At 43.4% G+C, this 26,068-nt stretch carries 23 protein-coding genes; 16 read left to right on the top strand and 7 right to left on the bottom strand.

From position 1 onward, the window contains the following. The first annotated feature begins 57 nt into the window (after positions 1-57). From Q0230_RS04840 to trxA, 12 genes are all read left to right on the top strand, one after another. Entirely contained in the window at positions 58-426 is a 369-nt protein-coding gene (locus Q0230_RS04840) for a hypothetical protein (RefSeq protein ID WP_298608688.1), read from the top strand. Positions 427-716: 290 nt separating this feature from the next. Then, on the top strand, positions 717-1,334 hold the full coding sequence (locus Q0230_RS04835) for a hypothetical protein (protein WP_298608687.1): 618 nt from the start codon (positions 717-719) through the stop codon (positions 1,332-1,334). A gap of 222 nt (positions 1,335-1,556) precedes the next feature. Then, positions 1,557-1,862, top strand: coding sequence for a hypothetical protein (locus Q0230_RS04830; RefSeq protein ID WP_298608686.1), 306 nt, complete (start codon positions 1,557-1,559; stop codon positions 1,860-1,862). 223 nt (positions 1,863-2,085) lie between these two features. Continuing rightward, complete coding sequence (locus Q0230_RS04825; protein ID WP_298608685.1) at positions 2,086-3,006, top strand: DUF1287 domain-containing protein; 921 nt, start codon at positions 2,086-2,088, stop codon at positions 3,004-3,006. A gap of 154 nt (positions 3,007-3,160) precedes the next feature. Further along, positions 3,161-3,412 (top strand): 30S ribosomal protein S16, encoded by a 252-nt coding sequence (gene rpsP / locus Q0230_RS04820; protein ID WP_298608684.1) that lies wholly within the window; start codon positions 3,161-3,163, stop codon positions 3,410-3,412. Between the two features lie 16 nt (positions 3,413-3,428). Continuing rightward, entirely contained in the window at positions 3,429-3,944 is a 516-nt protein-coding gene (rimM, locus tag Q0230_RS04815) for a ribosome maturation factor RimM (RefSeq protein ID WP_298608682.1), read from the top strand. Between the two features lie 7 nt (positions 3,945-3,951). Continuing rightward, positions 3,952-4,704, top strand: a complete 753-nt coding sequence (gene trmD, locus Q0230_RS04810; protein WP_298608681.1) for a tRNA (guanosine(37)-N1)-methyltransferase TrmD — start codon at positions 3,952-3,954, stop codon at positions 4,702-4,704. Continuing rightward, on the top strand, positions 4,701-5,045 hold the full coding sequence (rplS, locus tag Q0230_RS04805) for a 50S ribosomal protein L19 (RefSeq protein ID WP_298608680.1): 345 nt from the start codon (positions 4,701-4,703) through the stop codon (positions 5,043-5,045). The genes trmD and rplS overlap by 4 nt, the downstream gene beginning before the upstream one ends. A 223-nt stretch (positions 5,046-5,268) precedes the next feature. Then, complete coding sequence (locus Q0230_RS04800) at positions 5,269-7,104, top strand: EAL domain-containing protein (protein ID WP_298608679.1); 1,836 nt, start codon at positions 5,269-5,271, stop codon at positions 7,102-7,104. Between the two features lie 7 nt (positions 7,105-7,111). After that, positions 7,112-8,470 carry a UDP-N-acetylmuramate:L-alanyl-gamma-D-glutamyl-meso-diaminopimelate ligase gene (mpl, locus tag Q0230_RS04795; RefSeq protein WP_298608678.1) on the top strand — a complete coding sequence of 453 codons (1,359 nt, stop codon included), beginning with the start codon at positions 7,112-7,114 and terminating at the stop codon, positions 8,468-8,470. Then, positions 8,463-9,119: a flavin prenyltransferase UbiX gene (locus Q0230_RS04790; RefSeq protein ID WP_298608676.1), complete on the top strand. Its 657-nt coding sequence runs from the start codon at positions 8,463-8,465 to the stop codon at positions 9,117-9,119. Before mpl ends, Q0230_RS04790 begins: the two co-directional genes overlap by 8 nt. Positions 9,120-9,152: 33 nt before the next feature. Beyond that, positions 9,153-9,521, top strand: coding sequence for a thioredoxin (trxA, locus tag Q0230_RS04785; RefSeq protein WP_298608675.1), 369 nt, complete (start codon positions 9,153-9,155; stop codon positions 9,519-9,521). 55 nt (positions 9,522-9,576) lie between these two features. Here the strand turns inward: trxA and Q0230_RS04780 are convergent, their stop codons facing one another. The 4 genes from Q0230_RS04780 to Q0230_RS04765 all read right to left on the bottom strand — a co-directional run bounded on the left by Q0230_RS04780 (position 9,577) and on the right by Q0230_RS04765 (position 13,507). Next, a complete protein-coding gene (locus Q0230_RS04780; RefSeq protein WP_298608674.1) occupies positions 9,577-10,089 on the bottom strand; it encodes a hypothetical protein in 513 nt (170 codons plus the stop codon). A gap of 221 nt (positions 10,090-10,310) precedes the next feature. Beyond that, complete coding sequence (locus Q0230_RS04775; protein ID WP_298608673.1) at positions 10,311-10,643, bottom strand: hypothetical protein; 333 nt, start codon at positions 10,641-10,643, stop codon at positions 10,311-10,313. A 327-nt stretch (positions 10,644-10,970) separates the two neighbouring features. After that, positions 10,971-12,641, bottom strand: a complete 1,671-nt coding sequence (gene recN, locus Q0230_RS04770; RefSeq protein ID WP_298608672.1) for a DNA repair protein RecN — start codon at positions 12,639-12,641, stop codon at positions 10,971-10,973. Further along, entirely contained in the window at positions 12,641-13,507 is an 867-nt protein-coding gene (locus Q0230_RS04765; RefSeq protein WP_298608671.1) for an NAD(+) kinase, read from the bottom strand. Before Q0230_RS04765 ends, recN begins: the two co-directional genes overlap by 1 nt. A gap of 195 nt (positions 13,508-13,702) precedes the next feature. Between Q0230_RS04765 and hrcA the strand changes: the two genes are divergently transcribed. Continuing rightward, on the top strand, positions 13,703-14,767 hold the full coding sequence (gene hrcA, locus Q0230_RS04760; RefSeq protein WP_298608670.1) for a heat-inducible transcriptional repressor HrcA: 1,065 nt from the start codon (positions 13,703-13,705) through the stop codon (positions 14,765-14,767). 3 nt (positions 14,768-14,770) lie between these two features. Here the strand turns inward: hrcA and Q0230_RS04755 are convergent, their stop codons facing one another. Next, a complete protein-coding gene (locus Q0230_RS04755; RefSeq protein WP_298608669.1) occupies positions 14,771-17,083 on the bottom strand; it encodes a hypothetical protein in 2,313 nt (770 codons plus the stop codon). Positions 17,084-17,268: 185 nt separating this feature from the next. On the opposite strand from Q0230_RS04755, the gene rpoH reads away from it, so the two are divergent. Then, a complete protein-coding gene (gene rpoH / locus Q0230_RS04750; protein ID WP_298608668.1) occupies positions 17,269-18,132 on the top strand; it encodes an RNA polymerase sigma factor RpoH in 864 nt (287 codons plus the stop codon). Between the two features lie 651 nt (positions 18,133-18,783). Beyond that, positions 18,784-19,374, top strand: coding sequence for an HNH endonuclease (locus Q0230_RS04745; RefSeq protein ID WP_298608667.1), 591 nt, complete (start codon positions 18,784-18,786; stop codon positions 19,372-19,374). Between the two features lie 59 nt (positions 19,375-19,433). Here Q0230_RS04745 and Q0230_RS04740 read toward each other — a convergent pair whose 3' ends face one another. Continuing rightward, positions 19,434-24,443: an SdrD B-like domain-containing protein gene (locus Q0230_RS04740; RefSeq protein ID WP_298608666.1), complete on the bottom strand. Its 5,010-nt coding sequence runs from the start codon at positions 24,441-24,443 to the stop codon at positions 19,434-19,436. 299 nt (positions 24,444-24,742) lie between these two features. Between Q0230_RS04740 and Q0230_RS04735 the strand changes: the two genes are divergently transcribed. Next, the gene (locus tag Q0230_RS04735; RefSeq protein WP_298608665.1) at positions 24,743-25,264 is read left to right on the top strand and encodes a hypothetical protein; all 522 of its coding nucleotides are present in this window, start codon (positions 24,743-24,745) and stop codon (positions 25,262-25,264) included. Here Q0230_RS04735 and Q0230_RS04730 read toward each other — a convergent pair. Then, on the bottom strand, positions 25,261-25,932 hold the full coding sequence (locus Q0230_RS04730) for an SPOR domain-containing protein (RefSeq protein WP_298608664.1): 672 nt from the start codon (positions 25,930-25,932) through the stop codon (positions 25,261-25,263). The genes Q0230_RS04735 and Q0230_RS04730 overlap by 4 nt on opposite strands. Positions 25,933-26,068: the final 136 nt, after the last annotated feature.

Below are 26,068 nucleotides of genomic sequence, written 5' to 3'. Positions count from 1 at the left end.
ATACTTGTAGAACCTTGTTCCCTAATTAACGTTATATAGAGACCGAAGACTATGAAGATGAAAGCTCAACTCTCTCTCGCAGCAGTCATTATGACTGGTTTGTTAGCATCTGGCTGTAGCCAAATGAGTGCTCAACAAGTAGTAGAGCCACCACCAGCACCAACTCCAGATAAAGTTGTGTTAGATTGCAGCAAATGTGCTCCAGCTCCAGTGGTGACACCACGTCCAGTTGTAAAACCACGTCCAATCGTGCGCCCACGCCCACAACCACGTCCTCCAGTTGTGGTTCACCCACGTCCACAACCACAACCACGTCCTCCAGTCGTTGTAGTACCACCAGTGAAAGTGCCTCCAGTTAAGGCAAAAGGTAACTATCGTGGTAAGATCCAAATCGACCAAGGCGTGATGAAGCAATACCAACAGTAATTCTTGCTGTGATGAGGCGACTGTAGCTAAATCACAACAAAACTGTTTAAGCCCTTTACTTTGCAAAAAGTAAAGGGCTTTTTGTTTGTACTGTATGTAAACCTAAAACCAAGCTGTTATAAGGATTTGCAGAGTCTTTGCTGGTAATTTAAACGGTTAAGGTAGTTGGGATGAAAAATATAAAAAATGTCGCAAAAAAAACTCAAAACTAAGTCCTGCATCTCTCAATTTCAAAAAGTTTGACTATACTCGAAAGTGCGTTCCCTTAAACAACGAAAGAGACCACTATTATGAAGATGAAAACCCAATTTTCTCTAGCTGCCATTTTCTTGGCAGGTTTGATAACTTCCGGTTGTAGTCAAATGAGTGCACAACAAGTTGCTCAAGCTGCTCCCGCCGCTACACCTGCTCCTGGTAAAGTGATTACCATTACTGATTGCAGTAAATGTCCACCACGGCCAAGAGTGGGTGGGGGTAAAATACGTAAAGGTGGTGGTGTGCGTAGAGGAGGTGGGCGTAGTGGTTTAGGTGGTCGCCATTCACATCCAGCCATTCCAGGTTGCACTAATTCTATTACTCACAGCCATCCTTATACTAATCCACGTCATACCCATAAATACAGTTGTAAAGGTGGCAAACCTAATAGAGGGGGCAAAGGTTTTGGCAAACCACGTCCATCAACAGGTGGCAAGTGGGGACATACTCATCCAGCCATTCCAGGTTGCACTAACTCTATAACGCATACTCATCCATACACTAATCCTAACCACTCACATCATTACAGTTGCAAAGGTGGTATGCGTCCACAACCACAACAGCAAATTATGGTTCCACCTGTCAAGGCGAAAGGTAACTTCAAAGGTCCTATTCAAATTGACCAAGGGACTATGAAGCAATATCGTCAATAATCGGCTGTGAGTAAACCTTAGGAAATAACAATCCAAGATACCCATTTTAAGAAAATGGGTATCCTTGCCGTTTATCTAGTAGTCATTTAACAATTGCCTATAAAATTTATTGGTTAAGCTGTCATTAGGGCAGGTCTGAGCATAGTAAGGCTGTCTGCAATGGGCTTGAAGATACCGAGTGTATTTTTAATAACAATAAATTTTAAATAGAGGCAAATAATAATGAAAATTAAGAATCGGCATGTAGCTATGGCTATTTTAATTGCAGGTTTGGCTGCAACAGGGTGTAGCCAACAACAAGCCGCTCCACCAGTTGAAACAGTTCCAGAGCCAGTTATCGAGGCTCCGCAACCAGAGCCAGTACCTGTTATTGAAGAACCAGCTCCGATTGTACAACCAGCGCCACCTGTGCAGCGCCCACGTCCAGTCCACCGTCCACCTGTAAAAGTACCACCTGTAAAAGCGAAAGGTAATTACCGTGGTGCGGTGCCGATTGACCGTCGTGCTATGCAGCAATATCAGTATTAAGCTGTTGCCGTTATGGTTGGGTTTTATGCTCAACCATAACTACTGCAACTGAAACACCCTGGTAAAGGTTTGAATTGTTGAGCTTTTGTTTTGTTTAGCCCCAAACATTAAAAAGTTAATGTGCCTGAAGCTAGTATTTCCTAGACATTTATTATAAAACTTACGTGCGCACGGGCTGGGGAAGTGCGTTCCTTCTAGATTATTTATTCCTTTGGGTGGAGTTATGGCGAACTCTTTTGTTGAGAAAGATTTAAAAAGAAAGATGAGTTTTTTGGCTTATGGCAGTGCCGTCTTAGCCTTAACTAATTTAACAGGTTGTTCTACCAACACGGTAGAAACTGAAACTGAAGCTTCAGCACCACAAAAGATAGCTATCGCTGATCCACAACCCTCAATCAGAATTATTCAAAAGAATAATGCAGCCCCAGCACGGCGTGGCAAAGATCAACACCAATTAGAGTTTGAACAAAAGCAACGTTGGTATCATCAACAATGGGAAGTTGCCCAACGTGCTAACGAAACTAGGCAACGTGCACAAGTCGCCTGGCAGGCGCAACGTTCTCAACGTGTTGTTAATGCTGATTATTCGGAGCGTTTAGCTCAAGCAGCAGTGGATCGTTTACGTTATCGTGTAAACTACAATGGGGCTTATATTCCTATTGGCTACCCTAATGGCGATGTACCGCAAAATATTGGTGTGTGTACTGACACGGTGATTCGCTCTTATCGACGGTTGGGGGTCGATTTACAACGTTTAGTTCATGAAGATATTTCAAACGCTTTTTATTCCTATCCGAATCTAGCTAAGTGGGGTTTACAAGGCCCAGATGCTAATATTGATCATCGGCGTGTACCTAACTTAAAAGTATTCTTTACTCGTCATGGTCAACGCCTCGCGGTCACAGGTAATCCTAATGATTATCGCCCAGGTGATCTAGTCACTTGGAATCTAGGTGGTGATCAAGAGCATATTGGGATTGTAGTCGATCAACGCTCGCCGGCAGATCCTCGCCGTTTTATGATTGTGCATAACATCGGTGAAGGGGAAAAAATGGAAGATGTCCTGTTCAAAATGCCAATTAGTGGTCATTATCGCTACTTCCCAGGTGTACGTCAGCCACAGCTTGCTTCGGTTCAGTATTAAGACTCATTCTACTAAGCTCCACTAGTTGGGGCTTAGTGCACGGTTTATTTGTCAATACCCTCTTCACATTTCTTAAAAAAACCGTACAATTGCGCGTTTACTTTTGGCAGAGCTTTGCCAATCGTTATTTGAATTTAACTAAGGTTCTTGATTTATGGTCAATATTCGTCTGGCTCGTGGTGGTTCTAAAAAGAATCCATTCTATAGCATCGTGGTAACTGATAAACGTAAGCCTCGTGACAGCGGCTATATTGAGCGTGTAGGTTTCTTTAACCCAGTGGCTCGTGGTCAGGAAATCCGTTTACATGTTGAACAAGAGCGTGTGCAGTACTGGATTTCTAAAGGTGCACAACCTAGCGATCGCGTTGCGAAGTTATTGAGCGAATCAGCAAAAGCAGCTGCTTAATAAATAGGTTTTCTAGATGTCAGTTCAACCTGAAGCGATGGTCGTACTTGGGAAGGTTTCCGGTGCGTTTGGAGTGAAGGGTTGGGTAAAAATCCATTCTTATACTGAAAATATGGCCGATATTTTTACTTATCAGCCTCTCTATTTCAAAATCAGTCAAGAATGGCAAATCGTCAAGCTAGTTGACTATCAACAGCAAGCTAAAGGCTTAGTGGCTAAGTTTGAGCATGTTTTAGACCGTGATATAGCGATTAAGCTGACAGGAACTGAGATTGCAGTCTTGCGTAGCCAATTGCCCAGTTTAGAAGATGACGAGTATTACTGGTCCGATTTAGAGGGTTTAACAGTTAGAACTATCACTGGCACTGTTTTAGGTAAAGTAGATCATTTATTTGAAACGGGTGCGAATGATGTTTTGGTTGTTAAGCATGCCACAGGTGAGCATTGGTTGCCTTGGGTGATGGGGGCAGTGATTAAGCATGTTGATTTGGCAGCTAGTTTAATTGAAGTCGACTGGAACCCAGACTTTTGAGCTTCAAATGCAGTTTGTAGTATTAACTCTGTTTCCAGAGTTAGTGCAAGCAGTAACTCAACATGGCATTGTGCGACGAGCTATTGAGCAGCAAGCTGTTAAAGTGAGTTGTTATAATCCGCGAGATTATACATTGGATGTACATCGTACTGTGGATGATCGTCCCTATGGCGGTGGTCCAGGTATGGTGATGAAATCTGACTGTTTATTACGTGCCATTCGCGATGTACGGCAGCAATATCAAGGTCGATTAGTTTATTTAAGTCCACAAGGTGAACCCTTAACACAGGCAAAAGTGCAGAGTTTTGCGCAAGAGCCCCGTTTGATTCTACTGTGTGGACGTTATGAAGGTATTGATGAACGCATTCTTCAGTTAGAAGTAGATGAAGAATGTTCCATCGGTGACTATGTACTTAGTGGTGGTGAGCTAGGGGCTATGGTACTAATTGATAGTATCACCCGTTTACTACCCGGAGTATTGGGGCATGAAGACTCTGCTGAGCAAGATTCATTCGCAGAAGGCTTGTTAGATTGTCCACATTATACACGCCCTGAGCTAGTTGAAGGTTTAGAGGTTCCCGCTGTCCTTAAAAGCGGTAATCACGCCGCTATTGCTCGTTGGCGTAAAAAGCAGATGCTAGGGGCTACTTGGTTAAAGCGTCCCGATTTGCTAGCAAAGAAAGATTTAAGTGCAGCAGAACAAGCACTGCTGAATGAATTTAGACAGGAATACAAGGTTTCTTCAGAGGTTATCTCATGAATACGATTATTCGTCAGTTAGAACAAGAGCAAATGAATAAGGAAATCCCTAATTTTGCTCCCGGTGATACAGTAGTAGTACAAGTCCGTGTAAAAGAAGGTGATAAAGAGCGTTTACAAGCCTATGAAGGGGTAGTAATTGCTAAACGTAACCGTGGCTTACACTCCGCATTCACTGTACGCAAAATGTCTTATGGCGAAGGCGTTGAACGTGTATTCCAAACTTATAGCAATAGCATTGCTAGTATTGAACTGAAACGCCGTGGCGATGTACGTCGTGCCAAACTGTACTACTTACGTGGTTTGACTGGTAAAGCGGCTCGGATTAAAGAAAAAGTTTAAGCTGATAAAGCTAGCTTAACACTGCTAAAGGCACTATCAACTCTCTAGTGATAGTGCTTTTTTTATGGGTAGCTTTTAGAGATTTCGCGCTGACCCCCAAAGATTAACACGCCTATCCGGTTAGCCTATACAGCTTCTAGACAGCTCTTTATGATAGCTCCATCAAAAAAATAATTTATATCAAATGGGGTATGATTAAGTGATTGAAACTGGGGTTCCATCCATGTGGACTCAGTCTCTTTGGTATCTAGCAATCGCTGTCTCGCTGCTAGGCTCTATTGGTGCAGGAATTGTGTTTTTTCTGCGTCGGCGTGGAGGCCCGCGGCGAGTCCATGTGGATCAAGAAAATATCTTGATTGCAGCCTTGATGGATGTAGAAGAAGCTGCTGTGCTTGCAAATAAGCACGGTTTCATCATTTTAATTAATCCTGCAGCTGAAAAACTCTTACGCCAGCGCGCTCGTAGCACACGCGGTAAGTATCACACTGAAGTTTTTCATTTACTTGATCCCGTCAAACATTCGCCCATCCCGTGGATGGAGCGTAATCATATGATTCGACAACAGATCTTCCGAGATTGCTTATTCAATTGTCGTGGCTTACAAGATGTGGAAATTACTTATTTGGTCAAACCGTTTTCTTTAACCGGAGAAGATGACGATCATATTCTACTACTTCTTAAAGATCAGTCAGAGCTGAAGGCTTTACAGGCTCATCTGAATTATGTACAGATGAATGATCCACAGACTAAGTTGCTGAATCGCAAGAGCTTTGAAATTAAATTAAAAGTGGCCTTAGATGAGGCGCGCCAGCAAGGGGTTAAACATTCATTTTGCCATGTAGCGTTGGATCAATTTAAGTTAGTGAATGATACTCTAGGGCATAGTGCAGGTGATGCGTTCATTGAGCGTATCTCTGACCTGCTGAAGAACTCCATTGATAAACGCCGCGATGTCTTAGCACGCATTGGTGGTGATGAATTCGGCATTATTTTCCGTGAAGCTGAACCTGTCGAAGCGCTACGTAAAGCTGAGGGTATTCGTAATACCGTTATGCGTTATAACTTCGTATGGGATGGACAGCCGCATAAAATTACAGCAAGTGTCGGTTTTATGCCGATCCACAAGCAATCTGGTACGCCCAATCGGGTTTTTTCTTTAGCAGATGCTGCCTGTCGGGTAGCAAAAGCGAAGGGAGGTAATCGCCTCCACCTTTATCGGCCTGATGATGTAGAGATCAATAAGCACCGAGGCCAGTTAGTTTGGATTGGGCGCTTACGTAAAGCTTTCGAAAGTGGCGAGTTTCGTTTATACGCACAGCCGATTCAACCACTAGAGCCAAGGGCTTTTCTAAAGCCTTTTCATCATTATGAGATTTTACTAAGGTTGTTTGATGCAGAGGGAAAAGCTATCTCGCCGGATGAGTTTATTCCGGTGGCCGAATACTACTCGATGATGCCAAAGCTGGATCGATGGGTATTTAAGGAACTGCTCACCCATATCAGACGGGTCGCTAAATGCGATCCTTTGCCCATTTTTGCGATTAATTTATCAGGGCAGAGTTTAGATGATCCTAGTTTCCTCAAATATGTGTTAGATATGATTAAGTGGGCAGCAGTACCACCTCATATGTTATGTTTTGAGATCACTGAACGGGTAGCAATCAGTAATCTAGCTTTGGCACATAAATTCATCGATACGCTTAAATTATTAGGTTGTAGCTTCTCCTTGGATGACTTTGGTACCGGAGTTAGCTCCTTCGCTTATCTTAAGCAGCTACCTGTGAATTACTTAAAAATTGATGGTAGCTTTGTAAAAGATATTGCGACCGATGATGTAGGGCGTGCTATGGTGCAGTCTGTGCATCAAGTTGGACAACTTATGGCGGTTAAAACAATCGCTGAATATGTTGAGAATGAGCAAATTATCCGTATCCTACGCGATATTGGGATTGAGTTTGGTCAAGGCTATGGGATTTCGCGCCCGATTCCTTTACCTGATGTAATTGCAACTCACCTACAACCGACTGTACCCGCAGCAACTGATAAGACTCAAGGATAAGGGCTAAATGAAAATTCATATTTTAGGTATCTGCGGTACCTTTATGGGCGGTATTGCTTTATTAGCACGCGCGCAAGGGATTGAAGTCACCGGTTCTGATGCGAATGTCTATCCGCCAATGAGCACAATGCTGGAGGCAGAAGGGATTAATCTCAGTGAGGGTTATAATCCTGCCCACTTACCGACTGATGCTGATGCCATTGTAGTAGGCAATTTCATGCGCCGTGGTATGCCCATTATTGAACGAGTTTTGGATCAGAATCTGCCTTATATTTCTGGTCCACAATGGCTGTATGAAAATATCTTACGCGACTGCTGGGTATTAGCCGTTGCTGGTACTCATGGCAAGACTACCACTGCTAGTATGTTAGCGTGGATTTTAGAGTATGCAGGTTTGAAGCCCGGCTTCTTAATTGGTGGCGTGCCAGAAAATTTTGGTATTTCAGCACGTTTAGGGGATTCGCCGTTCTTTGTGGTAGAGGCGGATGAATACGATACAGCCTTCTTCGATAAGCGTTCTAAGTTTGTGCACTATCACCCACGCACTGCGATTCTTAATAATCTTGAATACGATCACGCAGATATTTTCCCTGATGTGCAAGCGATTAAAACGCAATTTCATCATCTGCTACGCATGGTTCCTAGTCATGGTTTAGTGATTAGTAATGGCACTGATGCCAATCTTACTGCGACCTTAGCCATGGGCTGCTGGACACCGACTGAAACATTTATTGAAGGCGATTGGCAGGCTGAGTTAATTAAGGCGGATGGTAGTGAGTTCCATGTATTACACCAAGGCCAACGAGTTGGGCAAGTGAGTTGGGATTTAGTAGGTACGCATAATGTCAATAATGCTTTAGCGGCTTTGGCAGCGGCGCGGCATGTAGGTGTGCCGATTGAGCACGGTGTGGCGGCTTTACCGAGTTTCAAAGGTGTGAAGCGGCGTATGCAATTGCGTGGGCAAGTGCAAGGTATTTCGGTTTATGATGATTTCGCGCATCATCCAACGGCAATTACTACTACTCTGGCTGGTTTAAGGGCGAAAGTCGGTAACAGTCGAATTATTGCTTTATTAGAACCACGCTCTAATACTATGCGCTTAGGTACTCATAAAGAGCAAATCGCGCATTCATTAGCTGCAGCTGATCAAGTCTGGTTGTATCAGCCCGCAGGATTAAACTGGGACTTAGGCTCGGTTCTAGATCAGCTTGGCGTTAAAGCTCAATTAGAACAAGATATTCAGCAGCTAGCTGCCAAGGTAGCTCAGGCTGCACAAGCAGGAGACCATATACTGATTATGACTAATGGAGGCTTTGGTGGGATTCACGATAAAATTTTAGCTGAGCTAGCTAAACGCTATGCCTAAAACCATTACTTTAATCATGACCGGTGCTTCAGGGGCACAATATGGTTTGCGCTTATTGGAACAATTGCTGGTCTTGCAATGTAAGGTTTACTTATTGCTCTCACGCCCAGCACTGCTAGTGATTAATACTGAAACTGAATTTAAAGTCCCCGCACGTGCTAGTGAAGCTGAAGAGTATTTTTCGACTTTGTTTGCTGCCAAAGCTGGTCAACTCAGAGTGTTTGAGCGTGAGCAATGGATGGCGCCGATTGCAAGCGGTAGTGCAGTAGCAGACGCTACTGTCGTTTGTCCTTGCACCACGGGTACTTTGTCCGCCATCGCTTGTGGTAGTAGTCGAAATTTAATTGAACGTGCAGCGGATGTTGCGCTCAAAGAGCGGAAGAAGTTGATTCTAGTGGTGAGAGAAACGCCATTTTCCGAAATCCACTTAGAAAATATGCTAAAACTTACTCGGATGGGAGCGGTGATCATGCCGGCCAACCCCGGGTTCTATTTTCGTCCTCAGTCTATTAATGATTTGGTGGATTTCATGGTTGCACGGGTTTTGGATCATTTGGATTTAGAACATCAAGTGCAACCACGTTGGGGCGAAACGAAGCAGGAGCTTGCTGATACTTTTCCGGCAAATCACTTGTCAGGCAACGATTAGCATTGATAGTTATTAAGAAATAAGGAGCTTGCTATGGCAACTGAAAATGTAACCGCCGCTGAGTTTAATGATCTAATCAGTAATAATGAAATCGTGATTATTGATTTTTGGGCACCTTGGTGTGGACCTTGTCGCTCGTTTGCACCCACTTATGAAAAAGTCTCAGACAAGCATACCGATATTGTCTTCGCTAAAGTGAATACGGAGGAGGAGGAGGAACTTTCTAGTCATTTCCAAATTCGTTCGATTCCTACTTTAATGATTTTCCGTGAGCAAGTGGTATTGTTTGCTCAACCCGGGATGTTATCTGAAGGTCAATTGGAAGAAGTAATTGGTAAGGTGCGTGAAGTCGATATGGCTAAAGTACATGCGGACATCGCTAACCAAGAGCATTCTGCATAAACAGTCAAAGTAGATTAGGGGAGAGTTACTCCCCCTAACACTACGCATGGCATGATTACTTAGATAAGAAACCTGTCGTTTCCAACCCCACTTTCTGCCGTTGTTCAGTCAAGAGTTGTACTACATAACCAGTACTGCTGGCCAGAAACACTGGTAATACTGCAATTAAGTCTAAACTAATATAAGCAGCCAGTGTAATAAAGGCTGGCAAGCCAATAATAGCGCTTAAACTGTGGGTGTAGTCACGATATAAAGAAATTCGATCAACAATCCACCAAGCTCCTTGGAATAATAAATAGGTGGCCAGCCAAGCAATTAGCAAATCACTCGGTCGGTAAGCATAAATAATTAAAGGAATACAAAGTGCGGCAATAATACTGACTAAGCGTACCATCCAATACGAGGAAGAAGATGGCTGTTGAATATTAGGCAAGTGCACACCCACAAAACCACTTAAACCAATAAAAGCAAGCTCTATCCAATCCAACTCAGGCACAAGATAATAGCTGATTAAAGTAGCGCCGATGCCAATGCCGACAGCAAGAGTATGCTGACTCTTTAAGCCCATTTTATTATTCCCCTGTTTTCTATCATTATTCTTAAACTCAACTCATTAGCCCTGAGTTGTATCAACTACTAATTATTTATTACTAGTTATTATGACATAAAGACCATAGAAAAAAGTGATAGTTCAAGAGAAATTTAGAGAAAAATTACAGTCTAGAACAAACTCTAACTCACCCGAAGGTGAGCCAGAGTTTAGATGGAGGAGAGCATCCACAGAAAAGATTAATCGACAGGGATATTGATTTTATTAGTAGTATCCGCCATGACATAAAAGTCGCGTTTCCGTTCAGTTTGACCATTACGCTTGGCGATAGCTGTATAACGACCGGGTGTTAAAGAGTCTATAGTAAAGGCATGACGATCAGATTGATAAGTCTCACCTTTCCCATCTACTCGGAAAACTTTCCAAGTAATCGGTTGGAAGGCAGGGCCATTATTAATCGTGGCTACTAAACGTACCTCAGCTGAGCTGCTATCTGCCCAAGCTGCATTACAAACGCCAGTAGTGCCTAACAATAAACTAGCTATTGTTAAAATATGGAAGGTTTTTTTCACAGAAATCCTCCTTGATAAGTATCAAGTACGCGGCAATTAAAAATAATTTATCGCCGAGGTTAGCGTTATTTTTTCCATAAAATTAACGCTTCTTAATTAGTCTCTCTTTTTTGCGGAGAGTTCTATTTGGAAACTATATTAAGTTTCTATCAAGGTTGATCTTGGTTTATGAGTAGTGTCATCTACTTAGTTGAGGCGTCAATGCCAAGCTAACCTTACCTTACAGTATAGTAGGTAAGCTGAGGCAATAGAGGACTGGTCTTGTAAAACCCTAAAGGTCTCTGATAAGCGGTAGGATATGAAGTTTGTAATGCGCTATTTAGGCAGTTAACTAACACGCTCTAGCATTTCGGAGGCTAGCGCACGGGTTGCTGTAGTGATTTCAGTACCACCAATCATTCGAGCGATTTCCTCAACTCGTTCAGTAGCTTGCAGATAAATAATGCCGGTGCTGGTGCTATCTGCCGTTTTAACTTTAGTGACTTGATAATGCTGATGGGCTTGTGAAGCAACTTGAGGTAAATGGGTGACACACAAAACTTGACGATTCGTACCCAAGCTACGTAACTGCGTACCGACTACTTCAGCAATGCCTCCACCAATCCCGGTATCGACTTCATCAAAAATCAAAGCAGGCAGGGTCATTTTCTGTGCAGCAATCATCTGAATCGCTAAGCTAATCCGTGATAACTCTCCCCCCGAAGCTACTTTAGTTAAAGGTTTAAGAGGCTGACCGGGGTTAGCACTCACTAAAAATTCAATTTGATCCATCCCATACGCATGCGGTAAATCATCTTCGTTGGGGCTAACTTGAATCTGAAATTGCCCACCTTGCATGCCTAAAGTCTGCATGGCAGTACTCACACCGCTCGACAATTGATCAGCTGCTTGTGTGCGTGCTTTACTTAAGGTTTTTGCAGCCACTTGATAATCTTGCTCAGCAGCCTCTAATTTGGCCTTTAACGTATCTAAATCGTAATCATCACTCACTAAGCTGGCTAACTCAGTTTGTAAACGTGTTAGGTGCTCTGGAAGTAGCTCGGCCTCTAAACGATATTTGCGTGCCATATTGCGAATCTCAGCAATCCGTGCTTCTACCGTGCTTAAACGCGAGGGATCTAAATCGACATTTTGTGCATAGTCACGCAGAATCCAAGCGGCTTCTTGAATTTGGATTTGTGCACTACTGACTAATTCTAGAGGAGCGGTTAAAGCCTCATCAACGCGTGCTTGGCGACTTAATTCTTGGCTTAGCTGACTAAGTGATGAGTATAAGGAGCGTTCATTTTCATAAAGTTGTTGGTAGCCTTGTTCTGCAGTAGCTTGTAATTGTTCAGCATGCCCTAAACGATTCAATTCTTCATCTAGTTGAGTAATTTCACCTTGTTCTAAAGCAAGTTCAGTGAGTTCTTGCACTTGAAAGCTCAGTAAATCTAAACGTTCTTGGATTTGAGCACTTTGGGTAGTGAGTTGCAGATAACGTTCATTTAAGTTTTTCCACTGCTTATAGGCATCTTGTGTTTGTTTGAGCAGGGCTTCATTCGCCGCATAAGCATCGACCATTCCACGTTGCATATCACGTTTCATTAGCGATTGATGTTCATGCTGACCGTGAATATCCACCAATTGTTCACCTAATTCACGTAACGCAGTCAGTGTAGTACTAGAGCCATTAATCCAAGCACGGGATTTACCTGTATTAGTGACCACTCGTCTTAAAATACAAGTATCTTCATCAGTTAATAAATCGTGTTCAGCCAGCCACTCTTTAGCGTGTGGTGTTGTGCTTATATCAACACTTAAAGTAATGTCCGCTTTTTCAGCCCCATATCGCACGCTACCCGTATCAGCTTTATCCCCAAGGACTAAACCAATTGCGTCTAATAAAATTGATTTACCCGCTCCGGTTTCACCTGTTAAAGCCGTCATGCCTGCATGCAATTCTAGCTCTAAATCAGTAATAATGGCGAAATCACGAATGTGGATATAAGTCAGCATTATAGTTGCGTACCCCAGTGCAATTTTGAGCGCAGTATATGATAGTAGTCGTAATGACGGGGATGAAGTAGGCGCATTTTTTTCGGGGAGGCGTTAATTTTAATCCGATCACCCGAAACCAAAGGAATATCGTGATGCCCATCAAAAGATAATAAAGCCTCCACTGGACGATCACTGCCCATTTCAATTTCAATCGAACTTTGATTAGGAATAACAATTGGGCGACTGGTTAAAGTATGCGGACTGATTGGCACTAAAATACTGGCATCCAACGAGGTATGTAAAATGGGTCCTCCACTAGACAGCGCATAAGCGGTTGAGCCTGTGGGGGTAGAAATCACCAAACCATCTGCCCGTTGGGTATTTACAAAAAAACCATCGATATAAGTAGTGAATTCAATCATACGTACTTCATTGCGTGCATGCAGTACCACATCATTCAAAGCAATATTTTGCCCTAGTTTTTCTTCACCCCGCCAAGCACAAGCTTTTAATAAGCAACGCTCATCTTCCAAATAATCGCCCTGTAAAATGGCAGTGAGTTGTTCCTGCATCTGGGCAGGTAACACATCGACTAGGAAGCCTACACGGCCTAAATTAATGCCCACAATTGGCACTTGAAAATCAGCAAGCAGTCGCCCTGCAGTTAATAAAGTTCCATCGCCTCCAACCACAATCGCCAAATCGATATGCTGAGCCAATAACTCATCAGATAGAGCTGTGCCTTTTAGCAAATCAGCCGCTTGGGTGTTAAGTAGAATTTTTAAACCTTGCGCACTTAAAAATTCATAAAGCTTATGTAAAGTAGCAGCAACGGCTTCGCCATCCTGCTTAGAAAATATGCCAGCGGTAGTGAATAAAGTCATAATTGTATTGCACCTGTTTAAAAATAATTAAGATGCGGCGCTAAGGGCGCGTTATTGTAGCGAGCTGCTGAATAAAAGGCTAAAGTGACCGTGGCGCTGTTCAGGCAAAAACTCTGGATTGTTTGTAAGCAAAGCCTTGAATTTCCAGTCTAAGCATCTATTGTGACACTATGTAGTGGGGATAATACAGGTCAAATGACAGTAAACCGTCAAACTAGTGATTTAAGTGAACGTGCTCAACATTTATTAAAGGTGTTGGTGGAGGCTTATATCGCCGATGGCCAACCAGTGGGATCACGTACTTTGGCTAAGCGTAGTGGCCTTGATTTAAGTGCCGCCACGATCCGTAATGTCATGGCAGATCTGGAGGAGCTAGGTTATATCCGTTCACCGCATACCTCGGCGGGGCGGGTGCCGACTTCTCAAGGTTATCGTTTATTTGTAGATGCTTTATTACAAGTACAACCTTTAGAAAGCCAAGCCATTGATATTTTGCAAGGGCGCTTAAGTGCGGGCTTAGATTCCCAAGTGCTCATCCATTCGGCCTCCAGTTTATTGTCGGGGATTACTTCGCTCACAGGCGTGGTGACCGTTCCGAAACGCAATCCTTCTTCCTTGAAGCAAATCGAGTTTTTACGTTTATCCAGTCATCAAGTGTTAGCCATTTTGGTCTTTACCCGTAATGAGGTGCAAAACCGCATCATTCAACTTGAGCGCGAAATGAGCTTATCCGAATTGCAGCAAGCGGCTAATTTCTTGAATGAGTGTTTAGTGGGGAAGAATATTCATAGTGCTCGCCAAGCACTGTTGGATGAAATGCGTCAGCATAGTGAAGACATGAATCGCTTAATGCTCTCCGCCATTGAGTTGGGTGAATTGGCGTTTGCAGGTTTGCGCACTCAGCAAGAAGAAGATTGCGTGATTGCTGGTGAAACCAATCTGATGGGTTATGATGATTTGTCGGATATTAGCAAGCTGCGCGATTTGTTTGGTGCGTTCAATCGCAAGCGCGATATTCTGAGCTTGCTCGATAAAACCATTCAGGCTGATGGCGTGCAAATCTTTATTGGGCGCGAAGCAGGCTACTCCGTGTTTGAAGACTGTAGCCTTGTGACAGCACCGTATTCCTTAGGCGATGAGCATGTAGGTGTTTTAGGCGTAATCGGCCCGAAACGCATGCCCTATGAGCGGGTGATTCCAGTCGTGGATTTGACTGCACGTCTGCTCAGTGTAGCTTTGCAATCCCAATACTCTCACTAAGTCTTAAAACGCGCCCGGTTGGATGCCTTTTATTTGTTGGCTAAGTTTGAAGATTAGCTCTTCCTTAACTAATAGGTTTTTATCTTTCACCGTCAGCTGCTGATTGAGTTGCTGAATCATTTGTTCTTTCAGTTGAATTACTTTTTCGCGTTGCTCAACGAGTTGTTGATAGTGCTTGCTGTCATCAGGACTATTGGTACCAATAATTTGTTGAGTTTGCAGTTGCTCAGAAATATGCTTCAAATCCACTAATACGCGTTTTTTCCAAGCTTCTTGATCGACAGGACGACTAGCAACTAGCTGGCGCGCAAGATCACGCAAGTATTGCACTAGTTCGGTGTGTCGTTGCTGTTGCAATTCATTCGTGCTTTGACCAAGCTGTTCGTTTAGATCTTGGAGTTGATCAAGCAGGATGGCGAGTTTATCTTGACCGCCCTCAATATTGGTTTGTTTTAATAGCTCAATATGCTGCTCAATCTGTCCCATCATCTGCTGTTGCTGAGCTTGGGTTTGCTGCCGTTGTTGCACATCTTGGTGGTAAAGTTCAGTTAAAGCCGCCAGCTTTTCTTGGTAATTGGCATATTGCTGTTGCATCAAGGCTTCAATCATTTTAGCAATCAGTTTTAATTGCTTTTGTTGATCACCAATCAGTTGCTGTGCTTCGGTACGAACCTGTTCAAACGTTTGATTAATATAGTGCTCAGAACGCTCCACTAAATCTTGACGATGCGTTTGTTCTTGGCTTACTAAGGCCTGGAAAGAAACCAATTGCTCATTGAGTTGCGCGACTAATTGATTACGTTGCTGCTCTAAATATTGCAAGTGCACATCACGCTCTTCCAGTTGAGTTTCACGGGTTTGCTGTTGGGTCGCTTGCTTTTGTAATTGTGCCTCTTCTTCCATTAATTGTGCGGCTAAGCTATTTAACTGCTGTTCTTTTTGCTGCAATTGCTCGGCTTTTTGCTGCACGTCTTGGCTGCGTTGTTGTAGCTTTGCATCGTATTCAACCAACTGCTTTTTACGTTGATCAAGCAATTCATTTAACTGCTGAATCGTTGCATCTCGTTGGCTAAGTAGTGCATCTTTAGTCTGTACGGTTTGTTGGATTTGGCTAAATTGCTCATGTTGCTGCTGCAAATAAGCTTGTAATTGATCCACCTGTTGCTGATGTGCTGTCATTTGCTGTTGCTGCGTATGAGCGCGCTGATTGATCCCTTCTAATTGGCGAACGAGTTCAGCAATTTGGGTGTCTCTTTTGCCTAGCTCCCGATCACGTTCTTGCAATTGCATAAATTGAGCACTGATTTGTGCATCACGCTGTGTGAGTTGCTGGCTATGCTGAGCAATGGCTTGTTCGAGTGCAATCAGCTGTTGGTCTTTCTCAATCAGTAGTTTTTCACGTTGCTCAAGCATTTGGTGATATTGGACTGCATTTTGTTCTTTCTCATGCAGGATGCGCGTTTGGGCAAAGAGCTGCTCATTGCGAATACTAATTTGCTCGATTTTTTGCTTGATGAGTTGATCGCGCTCTTTAAGCTGTTCATCGCGCTCATGGAGGGATTCATCGCGTTGCTGAAGCTGTTTGTGTGCTTCTTGTAAGTATTGATCTAATTCTAATAATTGCTGCTGAGTTTCCTGGAGAAGGGAGTCGCGTAGACCGACTTGTTCATCGCGAGCCGCGATAATCTTTTTCTGCTCATGCTGTTCTTGCTGATAAGACAAGACCCATTGATTGACTTCCTTTAATTGACGTTCATATTCATTTAAAGAGCTATCGCGGCGTGTAATCTGTTTATCCCGATTTTCTAATTCACGGTCACGCTTTTCTAAATGTCGCTCTTTTTCTTCTAATAAGCGGTCACGCTGCTTTATCTGCTCTTCGCGTTCACGCAGGGTTTTTTCACTTTGGAAAGTATTCTTTTCAACTTCGTGTAAGCGTTTTTCTAACTCACGAATCAGTTGCTCACGTGAACGAATTGCTTCATCGCGTTCTTTAATAATGCGCTCACGTTCCAATAAGCGTTGTTCATATTGTTCTGCTTTACCTTGATAGGCCTGATCAGCGGTCTGATTTTTTTGCAGAATTTGCTCTTTACTGTGAATCTGTTGTTCACGCAAAGCCAAGGCACGCTCCAAATCTTCAATGACTGCATCACGATTGTGTAAGCGGGTGCTCAGTTGCTTGGCTTGGTCACGTAAGGTTTGAGTTTCGTCTTGATAGTTGGTGAGAAGAATTAGCAGATTTTGCCGGTCTTCATTAGTCAAGAAACGATTACCACTGATTTTTTCTAGCAGGGCGGTATGGTCTATGCTCATGGGCTTATTGTTATTGTGGTCTTGAGTGCAGATTCTAGCAGGTTTAGGTAAATATAAAATTAAACAGAATCAAGCGGTTTGTTTTGTAGGATTAAGCGGCTGTGCAGTGAACTATTGCAAGTATTAGCACTCTAAATAGAAGAGTGCTAACATACAATTTAATGATTACTAGGAGAGCAAATTATATGACACAAGCCCTAACGCTACGTGGACAAACCCTGCCTTCCCCCGTCGGAAGTTTAGAGAGTTATATCCATGCCATTCATGCTATTCCAGTATTGGAGGCTGAAGAGGAGCGTGAGTTGGCGACAAGTCTGCGTCAGGACAATAATCTTGAAGCAGCACGGCAGTTAATTCTGCACAATTTACGCTTCGTGGTGAAAGTTGCGCGTGGTTACAATGGCTATGGTTTACCGTTAAGTGATTTAGTCCAAGAAGGTAATGTTGGCCTGATGAAAGCGGTAAAACGCTTCGACCCTGAAATGAATGTACGCCTGATTTCCTTTGCGGTGCATTGGATTCGTGCGGAAATTCATGAGTTTATTTTGCGTAACTGGAAGATTGTTAAAGTCGCAACCACTAAAGCACAGCGTAAACTGTTCTTTAATTTGCGGAGTAGCAAAGCACGTTTAGGCTGGTTGTCGAATGACCAAGCTCAAGAAGTTGCCAATGATTTAGGGGTGACTAAAGCAGATGTTCTGGAAATGGAGCAGCGCTTAGGTTCCCAAGATGTGTCCTTTGATTTATCTAATGATCAGGATGATGATGAGCGTTCTTATTCACCCAGTCAGTATTTGGCCGCTGAGTCCGCTGATCCTGCTGAGACTTTAGAGGCAGAAGAATGGGAAACCTATACACACGGTCGTTTTGAAGAGGCTTTAGCCGATTTGGACGCACGTAGTAAAGATATCTTGGTTAGTCGCTGGTTAGCGGAAGAAAAGGCCACGTTACAAGATTTAGCGGATAAGTATGGCGTGTCGGCTGAACGGATTCGTCAGCTTGAAAATGTAGCAGTGAAAAAATTACGAGCTGCAGTAGGCGAGTTTTGAACGATGACTTGCTAGAAATTTAAAAGGCCGCATCAAGCGGCCTTTTTTATATCCTGTCGCACTGAAGGCTTAGCCAAAGAAAGCGACTGATAAAAAGCTAAACCATGCCCAGCCAATCAACAACCAAACCAGCAGCATGGGAATGCCAAATTCCAAATCAAGTTTCATAATTCCGTGTTCCTGTCATCATCGTTATCAGCTACAGATGATAAACAAAGCAGCTCGCTAGAACAAGCGCAAACAGAAAAGCCCCACTAAGCAAGCTTAGTAGGGTAAGTGGAACTCTCTAGGTTTGGACGAAAACCCTAAGAGAAAAACACCACGGAGAAGAAGCTAAACCATGCCCATGCAATTAAAGCCACGATGAGCGCCATCGGCAAACCATAATCAAAACTTAGCATTATGCAGTCCTGTCTAAATAATGAAGTAATGGCTAAGAGTTTGTATGATTTGCTGGCAGGGGTTTTTGATATGCATCAAAACTCTCCGGTTATCAGCTTTAAACTAGCTAAAACTTATAGGCTATTTGATTTATATCAGAAATCGGACACTATCTACGTGCAGTATGCAAACTAATAATCAGGCGCTTATCACAAACGAGTCATTTAAGCGTGTTATTGTGGTATCGCCAGCCAATAAGGAGTTAAGTTCATGACGAACTTGCAGCAATTAATTTTGCGAACGGATATTAGCGGAATGCCTTTGGAATGGATTCATTTCCAAACCGCAGTCAAACTTTATTACGCTAAACAAGTGGCTTATACCTGTGGCAGTTCACTGTTGGAGGTACATGGTGGGATTAATGCGCGTACAGGTTTACGCAGCGAGTTAGTGCTCAATTCGATTATTGCCACTTATGGGAGTAAACAAGGCTTATTTGGTGAGTCTTATGTGCCACCTTTAAATAACCCAACTTTATTTCGCCGCGATAACCATCTTTGTTTATATTGCGGTGGGCATTTTAGTGCGCATGATTTGTCCCGTGATCACGTCATCCCGATTGTTAAAGGGGGACGAGATAATTGGACGAATGTAGTCACTGCCTGTAAGCAATGCAATAGTAATAAGGGGGGGCGTACGCCTGAGCAAGCGAATATGCCTTTATTAGCAGTGCCGTTTCAACCTACTTATGTTGAGTATGTGTTTTTGCAAGGCAGGAGTATTTTGGCGGATCAAATGGAGTTTTTAAGTGCGCATTTTCCGCGCAGTAGCAGTTTACGTCAGCGCTGTTTGCAATCCTAAAAAAGATAAAGGCTTAAAGCCTTTATCTTCTAGTAGTTCAGTTAGGCTTGCGCTCCTAGCTAATCCACAGTCACCGTAATGACTAATTTAACAGTCTGTCCGGTGCTTAAATTACCCACATCCCAAATGCCCGTCACTGGATCATAACTCCCTTGTTGTGCTAATGGGGCAACCCCTGCTTTTACACGCACACCACTAGGTAATTGATCGGTGATTTTTATCTGTGTGGCGGTGCTTGGTCCTTGGTTAGTGGCACTTAATTCATAAGTCAAAGTCTCACCCCGTTTAGCAGTGCTCGCACTTAAAGTTTTAGTGAGTTGTACATCGACTAATTTAGGTAAGGTACATTGTTCATCTGGGAAAACATAATTGCTTGGGACAATTAAGTCTTGGCGCGTGGTATCGGTCTGATTCTGTAGCCAATAAACTTCGGTGATTGAATATTGAGTTTGCCCATTGCTACCTTGGGTTTTCTCTAGAATTAACTGACCTAAAGCTTTCATCGCGGCTTTTTGGCTAGTTGTCCAAGCGGTGTCGTCAATAGCGGTTTCATACTTAGTAAAGTCTTCATTCCAGTTGGTGTAATACCAGACTAGATTTTGTAAGACTGTATCGATGCTTTGCGTGGCCGCGCCAAATTCTGCTTGAATACTCGCCAAAACTTCAGGATCACCCAGAGCACTAAACAAGCGTTTTAAATAGTCAATCCGAGTAGCGCTTAAGCTTTGACGATCGGAAGCATTCACCTTAAACAAGTCATCTACCGCAGGATCTTCGTCCTGCTTCTCTAAGCAGAAGCCCGCTAAATTGAGATCACCGACCTCTACATTGTGGGCACTAGGGTGATGCCAAGGACTGCTGCCATAAGCGGGCATTACCGCTTGACTACCAATAGGGACTATAGGCGCAGTACATTGAGTATGGAATAAGCCTACATCATAACTATGGTCGGTAGCATTTAGATTGATGTCTGTAATCACAAACTGATTCACAGTTCCAGTGACTACTGCATCTGAATCTAGCGTATCACTAGTTTTATCGGCAGGGCTTAAAGTCCAATTATTAGGTGTTGTGAATTTTAAACAATAACTGGCATTGGCTAAATTATTAAACTCATACCAGCCGGTTTGTGTGGTAGTAGTACTCGCAATCTCTGCACCTGTACAAGTGGCATTGTCATACAATGCAACACCAACTTGGCCGATACCTGCTTCATTCGCATCTTGTACACCATCCATGTCTTGGTCATACCAGACATAGTTACCAAGGCTCAGGCTAGGCTTAAAGCCAAAGTCAAAACCTTGGTTGTCTTTACCAGTGCTATCTGCTGTAAAGGTAATGCTGGCAAGGCCACTAGTAAGGCTGGCATCGTTGTCTTTGAGATCAGTAAGACGGTCATTACTTGAATCACCACCGGCATTAGTACTAGTCAGTAGTTGATTCAACAGAGCGCTTTGATTAGGGTCAATACTCAGTGTACAACTAGCACTGGGTACTAGCACACTGGCTGCATTTCCTCCCGCTAAACCACTAAATTGATACAAGCCTGCCTCATTTTCTGGTGTGGAAGCTAGATCCGCCAAAGTAGTGGTGGTCACTGAGTTGCTACCACATTGCAGTTTAACTTGTACTCCAGCAATACCAGTTTCAGTAGCGTCTTGCAAACCATTACCGTTGCTATCTAACCAAACCCTGTCACCAATAGTACTAGGAGCAATAGTCACGCTCACATCATTTGCGATGACTTGTAAGGATAACTCAGGAACCCGTCCACCAAAGTTATTAGTATAGATATCACCTGTTGAAGCGGCAGTAACTTTACCATTCACATCAAGATCAGGTGTGCCGCCGATATTGCCTGTTGGACTTAGTTGTACTAATACTGATTTTCCGCCACTAGCACCGGTTAAGGCTGGTGTGGTGAAGCGTAAACCAGTAATTGATTCAGGGGGTAAAGCGCCACAGCTAAGTGGTGATTGGCTAGTACAAGCAGTCCAGGTGGTCGTCCCTGTACCAGTAGCACTACCACCTGCATATTTATTACCGTTATTCACATACATTAGATAACACAAGTCACCTGCTGCGGGTACTTTACCGACCGCTTGATTGCTCTCATGGCAAGGATCTTGTTGGATCGTATTAGACGCAGCATTAGTCGCATAGAACACTTCGCTATGGCTAGCCGTGATTTTGCTTACCGCATAAATACCATTGAATTTGCTGCTTGGGTAGCGAGTGCTGGCTAAGCCACTGGAGTTTTGGCCATTACCATCATTGTTATAAGGCAGAATATCAATGAAGTCACCGCTGCTATAATCCTCACCCCCTAAATTGGTATACACCAATTCAAACTCAAAGGGTTCGTTTCTGCCATGTATAGGGTGGTCGACAGCTTTGAAGACATCTAAGCCTAAATTCGCCAAGATATTCAGTTGGTAGCTCGCCGCTACAGGGTCGCTAGCAGTATCTGCATCTGCACCATCTGGGTTAATATCAGAATAGAGAGTAGCATTATTAATAAAGGTACCTGTGGTTAGCTTGGGGTTAACATCAACGCTATAACGAATTAAAGGCAACTGATCACCCGTATTCAAATCAGCAAAATTCCATTGGATAGAGCGGGGATTGGTATTTTCTGCCGAACTTAAACTAACATTGGGGGTAGAAGCTAAATAGTCAGCATGAGTTAGCCATGTCGTTCCACCATCGACGGAAAAACGCTCAGAGCCAAGCACATAATCAGTACCTACTGGCAAACTATCTGTAAGCGAGGCTGTCGTAATACTGGGATTCCAACTCCCAAAGACTTCCGGTTTGAGAGTAAATTGGACTCGATCACCACCTCGTACTACTTTGAGGCCACGTGGCTCGGTGTATTTCTCCAAAGCAATGGAAGACGGGGCAAGTACAACCCGATCTGCATCGTAGCCTGCATAAGAGAAACCTACATTATCAGGGTCAATCGAAATATAACTCATGTCCTTCCAAGAGCCCCAAGTACCCATAGAGCCATCATTGCGGATAGCCATATAATTGGGTAAATAAGTAACTCCTGTGGTCGAGTTGGTATAGCCTTTTGCAGATGGCTTAATCTTTAAAAGATGATTGGTGATAAAAGCCATTCGGGTAGTTGTAGGGTCAAGGCTAAGCAAAAAGTTCTTATTTAAAACAGTTTGCATGCGTAATTTACTGACCTTAGCTACTCCCCCTATTAAGGCTGGATCAGTGACCCAATCATTGGGGGCATCTGGTAAGTGACTAGTCTGATTCACACCATCTAGGACAAATTTTCCGTCACTGTTAACATCATCTTCACAGGTTTCATCACGCTGTGCGAGCAAGCCTGAATGGGGATCATCTGAGTATAAGTAGGTTATTAAGCCTAATTTATCTGCACTATACGTATTTACTTCTGGTCCCCAACTAACAATGTTAGGGTTATATTCAGTGTGATTCCAAGCGTACCCTAAATCCATACGATTGGGTTCAGCGAGACCGACGTATTCGAATTGGTCAGTATCAAGTTTTTCGCACAATTGTGACCTAGCACCATCAATAAAGCGATAATCCCAAATATTTAGTAGGATTGGAATAATCGCACCTGGTGCATATTTCTTTTCTCCGGTTTTGCTGGGAGGCCAAGGGCCGTCAAAACCTTTCGCGGCAGTCCAACCGCCTGGTGTGATATAGATTAGTGGATAAGTAACATAATCAGGGAAGGGTTCACCCTGACCATTATAATTCAGTAGATTATTATGACTGGCATCTTCGGTGGAAACAGGATTAAAACCTAATACAGTCGGACTACTACCCGCTCCAGCTGTTGCGTCATACACACCGACTGAGTTCACAGTCTGTACAGTACAAGGACCAGGTGAGCAGTTTTGATGATTAGCAATATCTTCAGGATTGCTATACCAAATATTGATACGTAATTCGATTAAGTTGGAGTCATTATTTGGGTCGCGAACATCAATATTTTTCAGGTCAATCGCAATATTTGGATCGTTTATTCCATCTGGTGTCAGGTTTGGCCCTAATTGGTCGAGAATATGATTCACTTGGGTGCAGGTGACGCTAGCATTAGGCCCATGATCACCAACTAGTTCGCAAGCTGGTTTTTTAGGATCCCATGTGTATAGTACCGCGCCCGTGGACACACTGATGGGTACACCTGAACTAGCAGTGACGGTTTTGCTATTATTGTTATTGTCATCGGTATAATGATCGAGCAGTGAGTAATCCTGTTCAAAATCACCCCCTGCTTCATTCGGTGCATCGGCTAACATTGAGCCTTTCTGATATTTTACTTTAATCACATATTCAACCACTGAACCATCGGTAGTGCCATCTGCGCCCTTGGCTGCAGGTGCAATGTAGAGCGGTTTTCCAGTTGTTGGATCAAGTGCGGTCACTTGTAATTCTTTCGTAGTATCAACTCGGAAATTAGCAGTAACGGTTACATCGGTGGGGCCAGCAGTCGCAACATTTGAGCCTTGTGCTTGAGAGGAAACAGTTGCACTCACATGTTGATCATTCAGGGTAATTTGACTGCCATCATAAGAGGCAGCAAGCGCACGAGCTACAGGATAAATAGCCCGCGTAGTGCCTTCTACCGCAGGGCCAAGATTGCAGAAGAGGGTGCGTTTATCCGTTGAAATACTAGAAACGGGATTCACTTCTTTGGGGTCGGTTTTACAACCTGTGGGAATCTCAATCCACGCTTGACGTTTGTCGAGTTGTACCGTACTGGTTAGGCTTGGAACATCCTTATCATTTACTGAGACCTCAACTAAATAAGTAATTGAATCTTGTAAACGAGTAACAGAGTTATCTTCGTTGGCATCTAGACCAGCAGTGGCTAAACTGCCATCCCACGTAGTGCTATCAAAGGGTTCTGAACCCGTTTTAGCCACTGAAATCGTTGTATTTACCACAGGAACAGCTGTATTGCCTGCTGCGTAGACTTCAGGGCTGAACCCTAGAATGAGGAGAATATTCAGAAAGAGGGGAGCTAAAACTAAAAAGCGCGCCCCATAGATAGCGCGTACAGCAAGTTTTCGTTTCATTATTATTGCCTAGCCCGTTTTTATTATAAATTCAACAGTAGCATGTAAAAGGAGCAAACTAGACAGATATTGCCGACCACTGGCTGATGCGTACCTGAATAAATCGATTTTACTTTTCAAAGAAGACCAAGCTTAATGATCTTCTTCAGAAGTATTTTCATGAAACTCATTGATTTTTTCATAAGCTCAACCTAGAACTAAAGCATCAGCTCGTATTGAAATGAGTAAACTTCGGGTAAACAGCGCATGATAGCTAAATGGTTCAAACTTAAACGACTGCAAGGATGGAGTAGTTAAGAATGGCAAAGCAAGTGCCTTCCTTAATGCTATTAGGCTGGTTAGGGAGCGCTTTGCTATTAGCAGCCTGTGAAGATAAACAGGTTAAAGCGACGCAAGTTATCCAAGAGTTAAAAGTCCCAGAACGTGCTTCGTCTATCTATATCACCGATCAAGTGACTATCGCGGGGCAAGCCTTATCATTATGGTTTGATACAGAGCGTTGTCAGCTGCAAGCCAAGCATCCAAAGTTAAAAATCGAGCCGATTTGGTTAAAAGTCAAAGCCCCTTGTTATTTTATTAAATCTCCTGGAACCGATACGGTACAAGTGTATCAGCGAGATAAAATGAGCCGTGTCTTAGCGGTGGTGGGTACACCAACTCAAGAGGTAGTTGCTAGCAAGCGTTGTGGGACTGAAGTAGAAGGGGTAGTGATTGACGCTTCAGGCAAGATGCGCGCTTCGAATGTATTGCACCGTGGTGCTAGCCTTTGTGCGGATCAAGGCTTAGAAAATGCGCAATATGAAATTTTTGCTAGAGATTAGTGATACTCAGCCTCAATTAACATCACAAAACTATTCGGTAGGGTGTGCGGATAGCGACGGCGTAATTGGTCACGTACCGCAAAAGCTGTGTAGCGTTCTTTATAACGCCCAATTCGAACTTTAAATAATACCCCTTTACGGGTGCGTAATTCACGAATATGGGCAGCGGTATAACCATCCTTTTTTAAAGCAGCACGTAAATCATAGGCCTGTTTAGAGTTATAGCCCGTGAAGACTTGTACTGTGTAATAGCCACGACTTAAGCGTGGCGGGTATTGCTGATCATAGCTATAACTAGGCTTAGGCACACCCGTATCGTCGCTATATAGATTATCGTTGTATTCTTCTAGCACTTGGCCTTGAGTGTTTTGGCGTTGTTGTTGTTGAGGTGGATTGGGTTCGGTTACCCAAACATCAGCATCAGTATCTTCAGGTTCGCGGTAATAACTTGCATTGGATGCAACAGGCTCTGTGTAATCCGCTTGATAGTTGGTGTAATCCTGCCCCTTATTAAAATTAAAACTATTTGGGATCGTGCGGGTGAAAAAGCTAGCACCTTTAGCATTAATAAATAAGGCGAATCCTACCACCACCACTACAATGAGGAGGACATGCCAAAATTTAAACTCACCGCTTTGTTTGGACAGAAGGGGCAACAGTCGTTTCACTCAAATTCCTGTTTTGGCTGGGTCAGCTTAAAGGGGATTATGCCATAGATTAGTGCAAATACAGCGACCGCCGATAGGGGAATTCATCAGCGCTTACCTTGAATTTGCCGATTTTGTCCCCTATATGCATAGATAG

It is taken from the genome of uncultured Thiothrix sp., from assembly GCF_937876535.1.
GTDB lineage: Bacteria > Pseudomonadota > Gammaproteobacteria > Thiotrichales > Thiotrichaceae > Thiolinea.
This window is presented reverse-complemented; position numbering and strand designations above follow the sequence as displayed.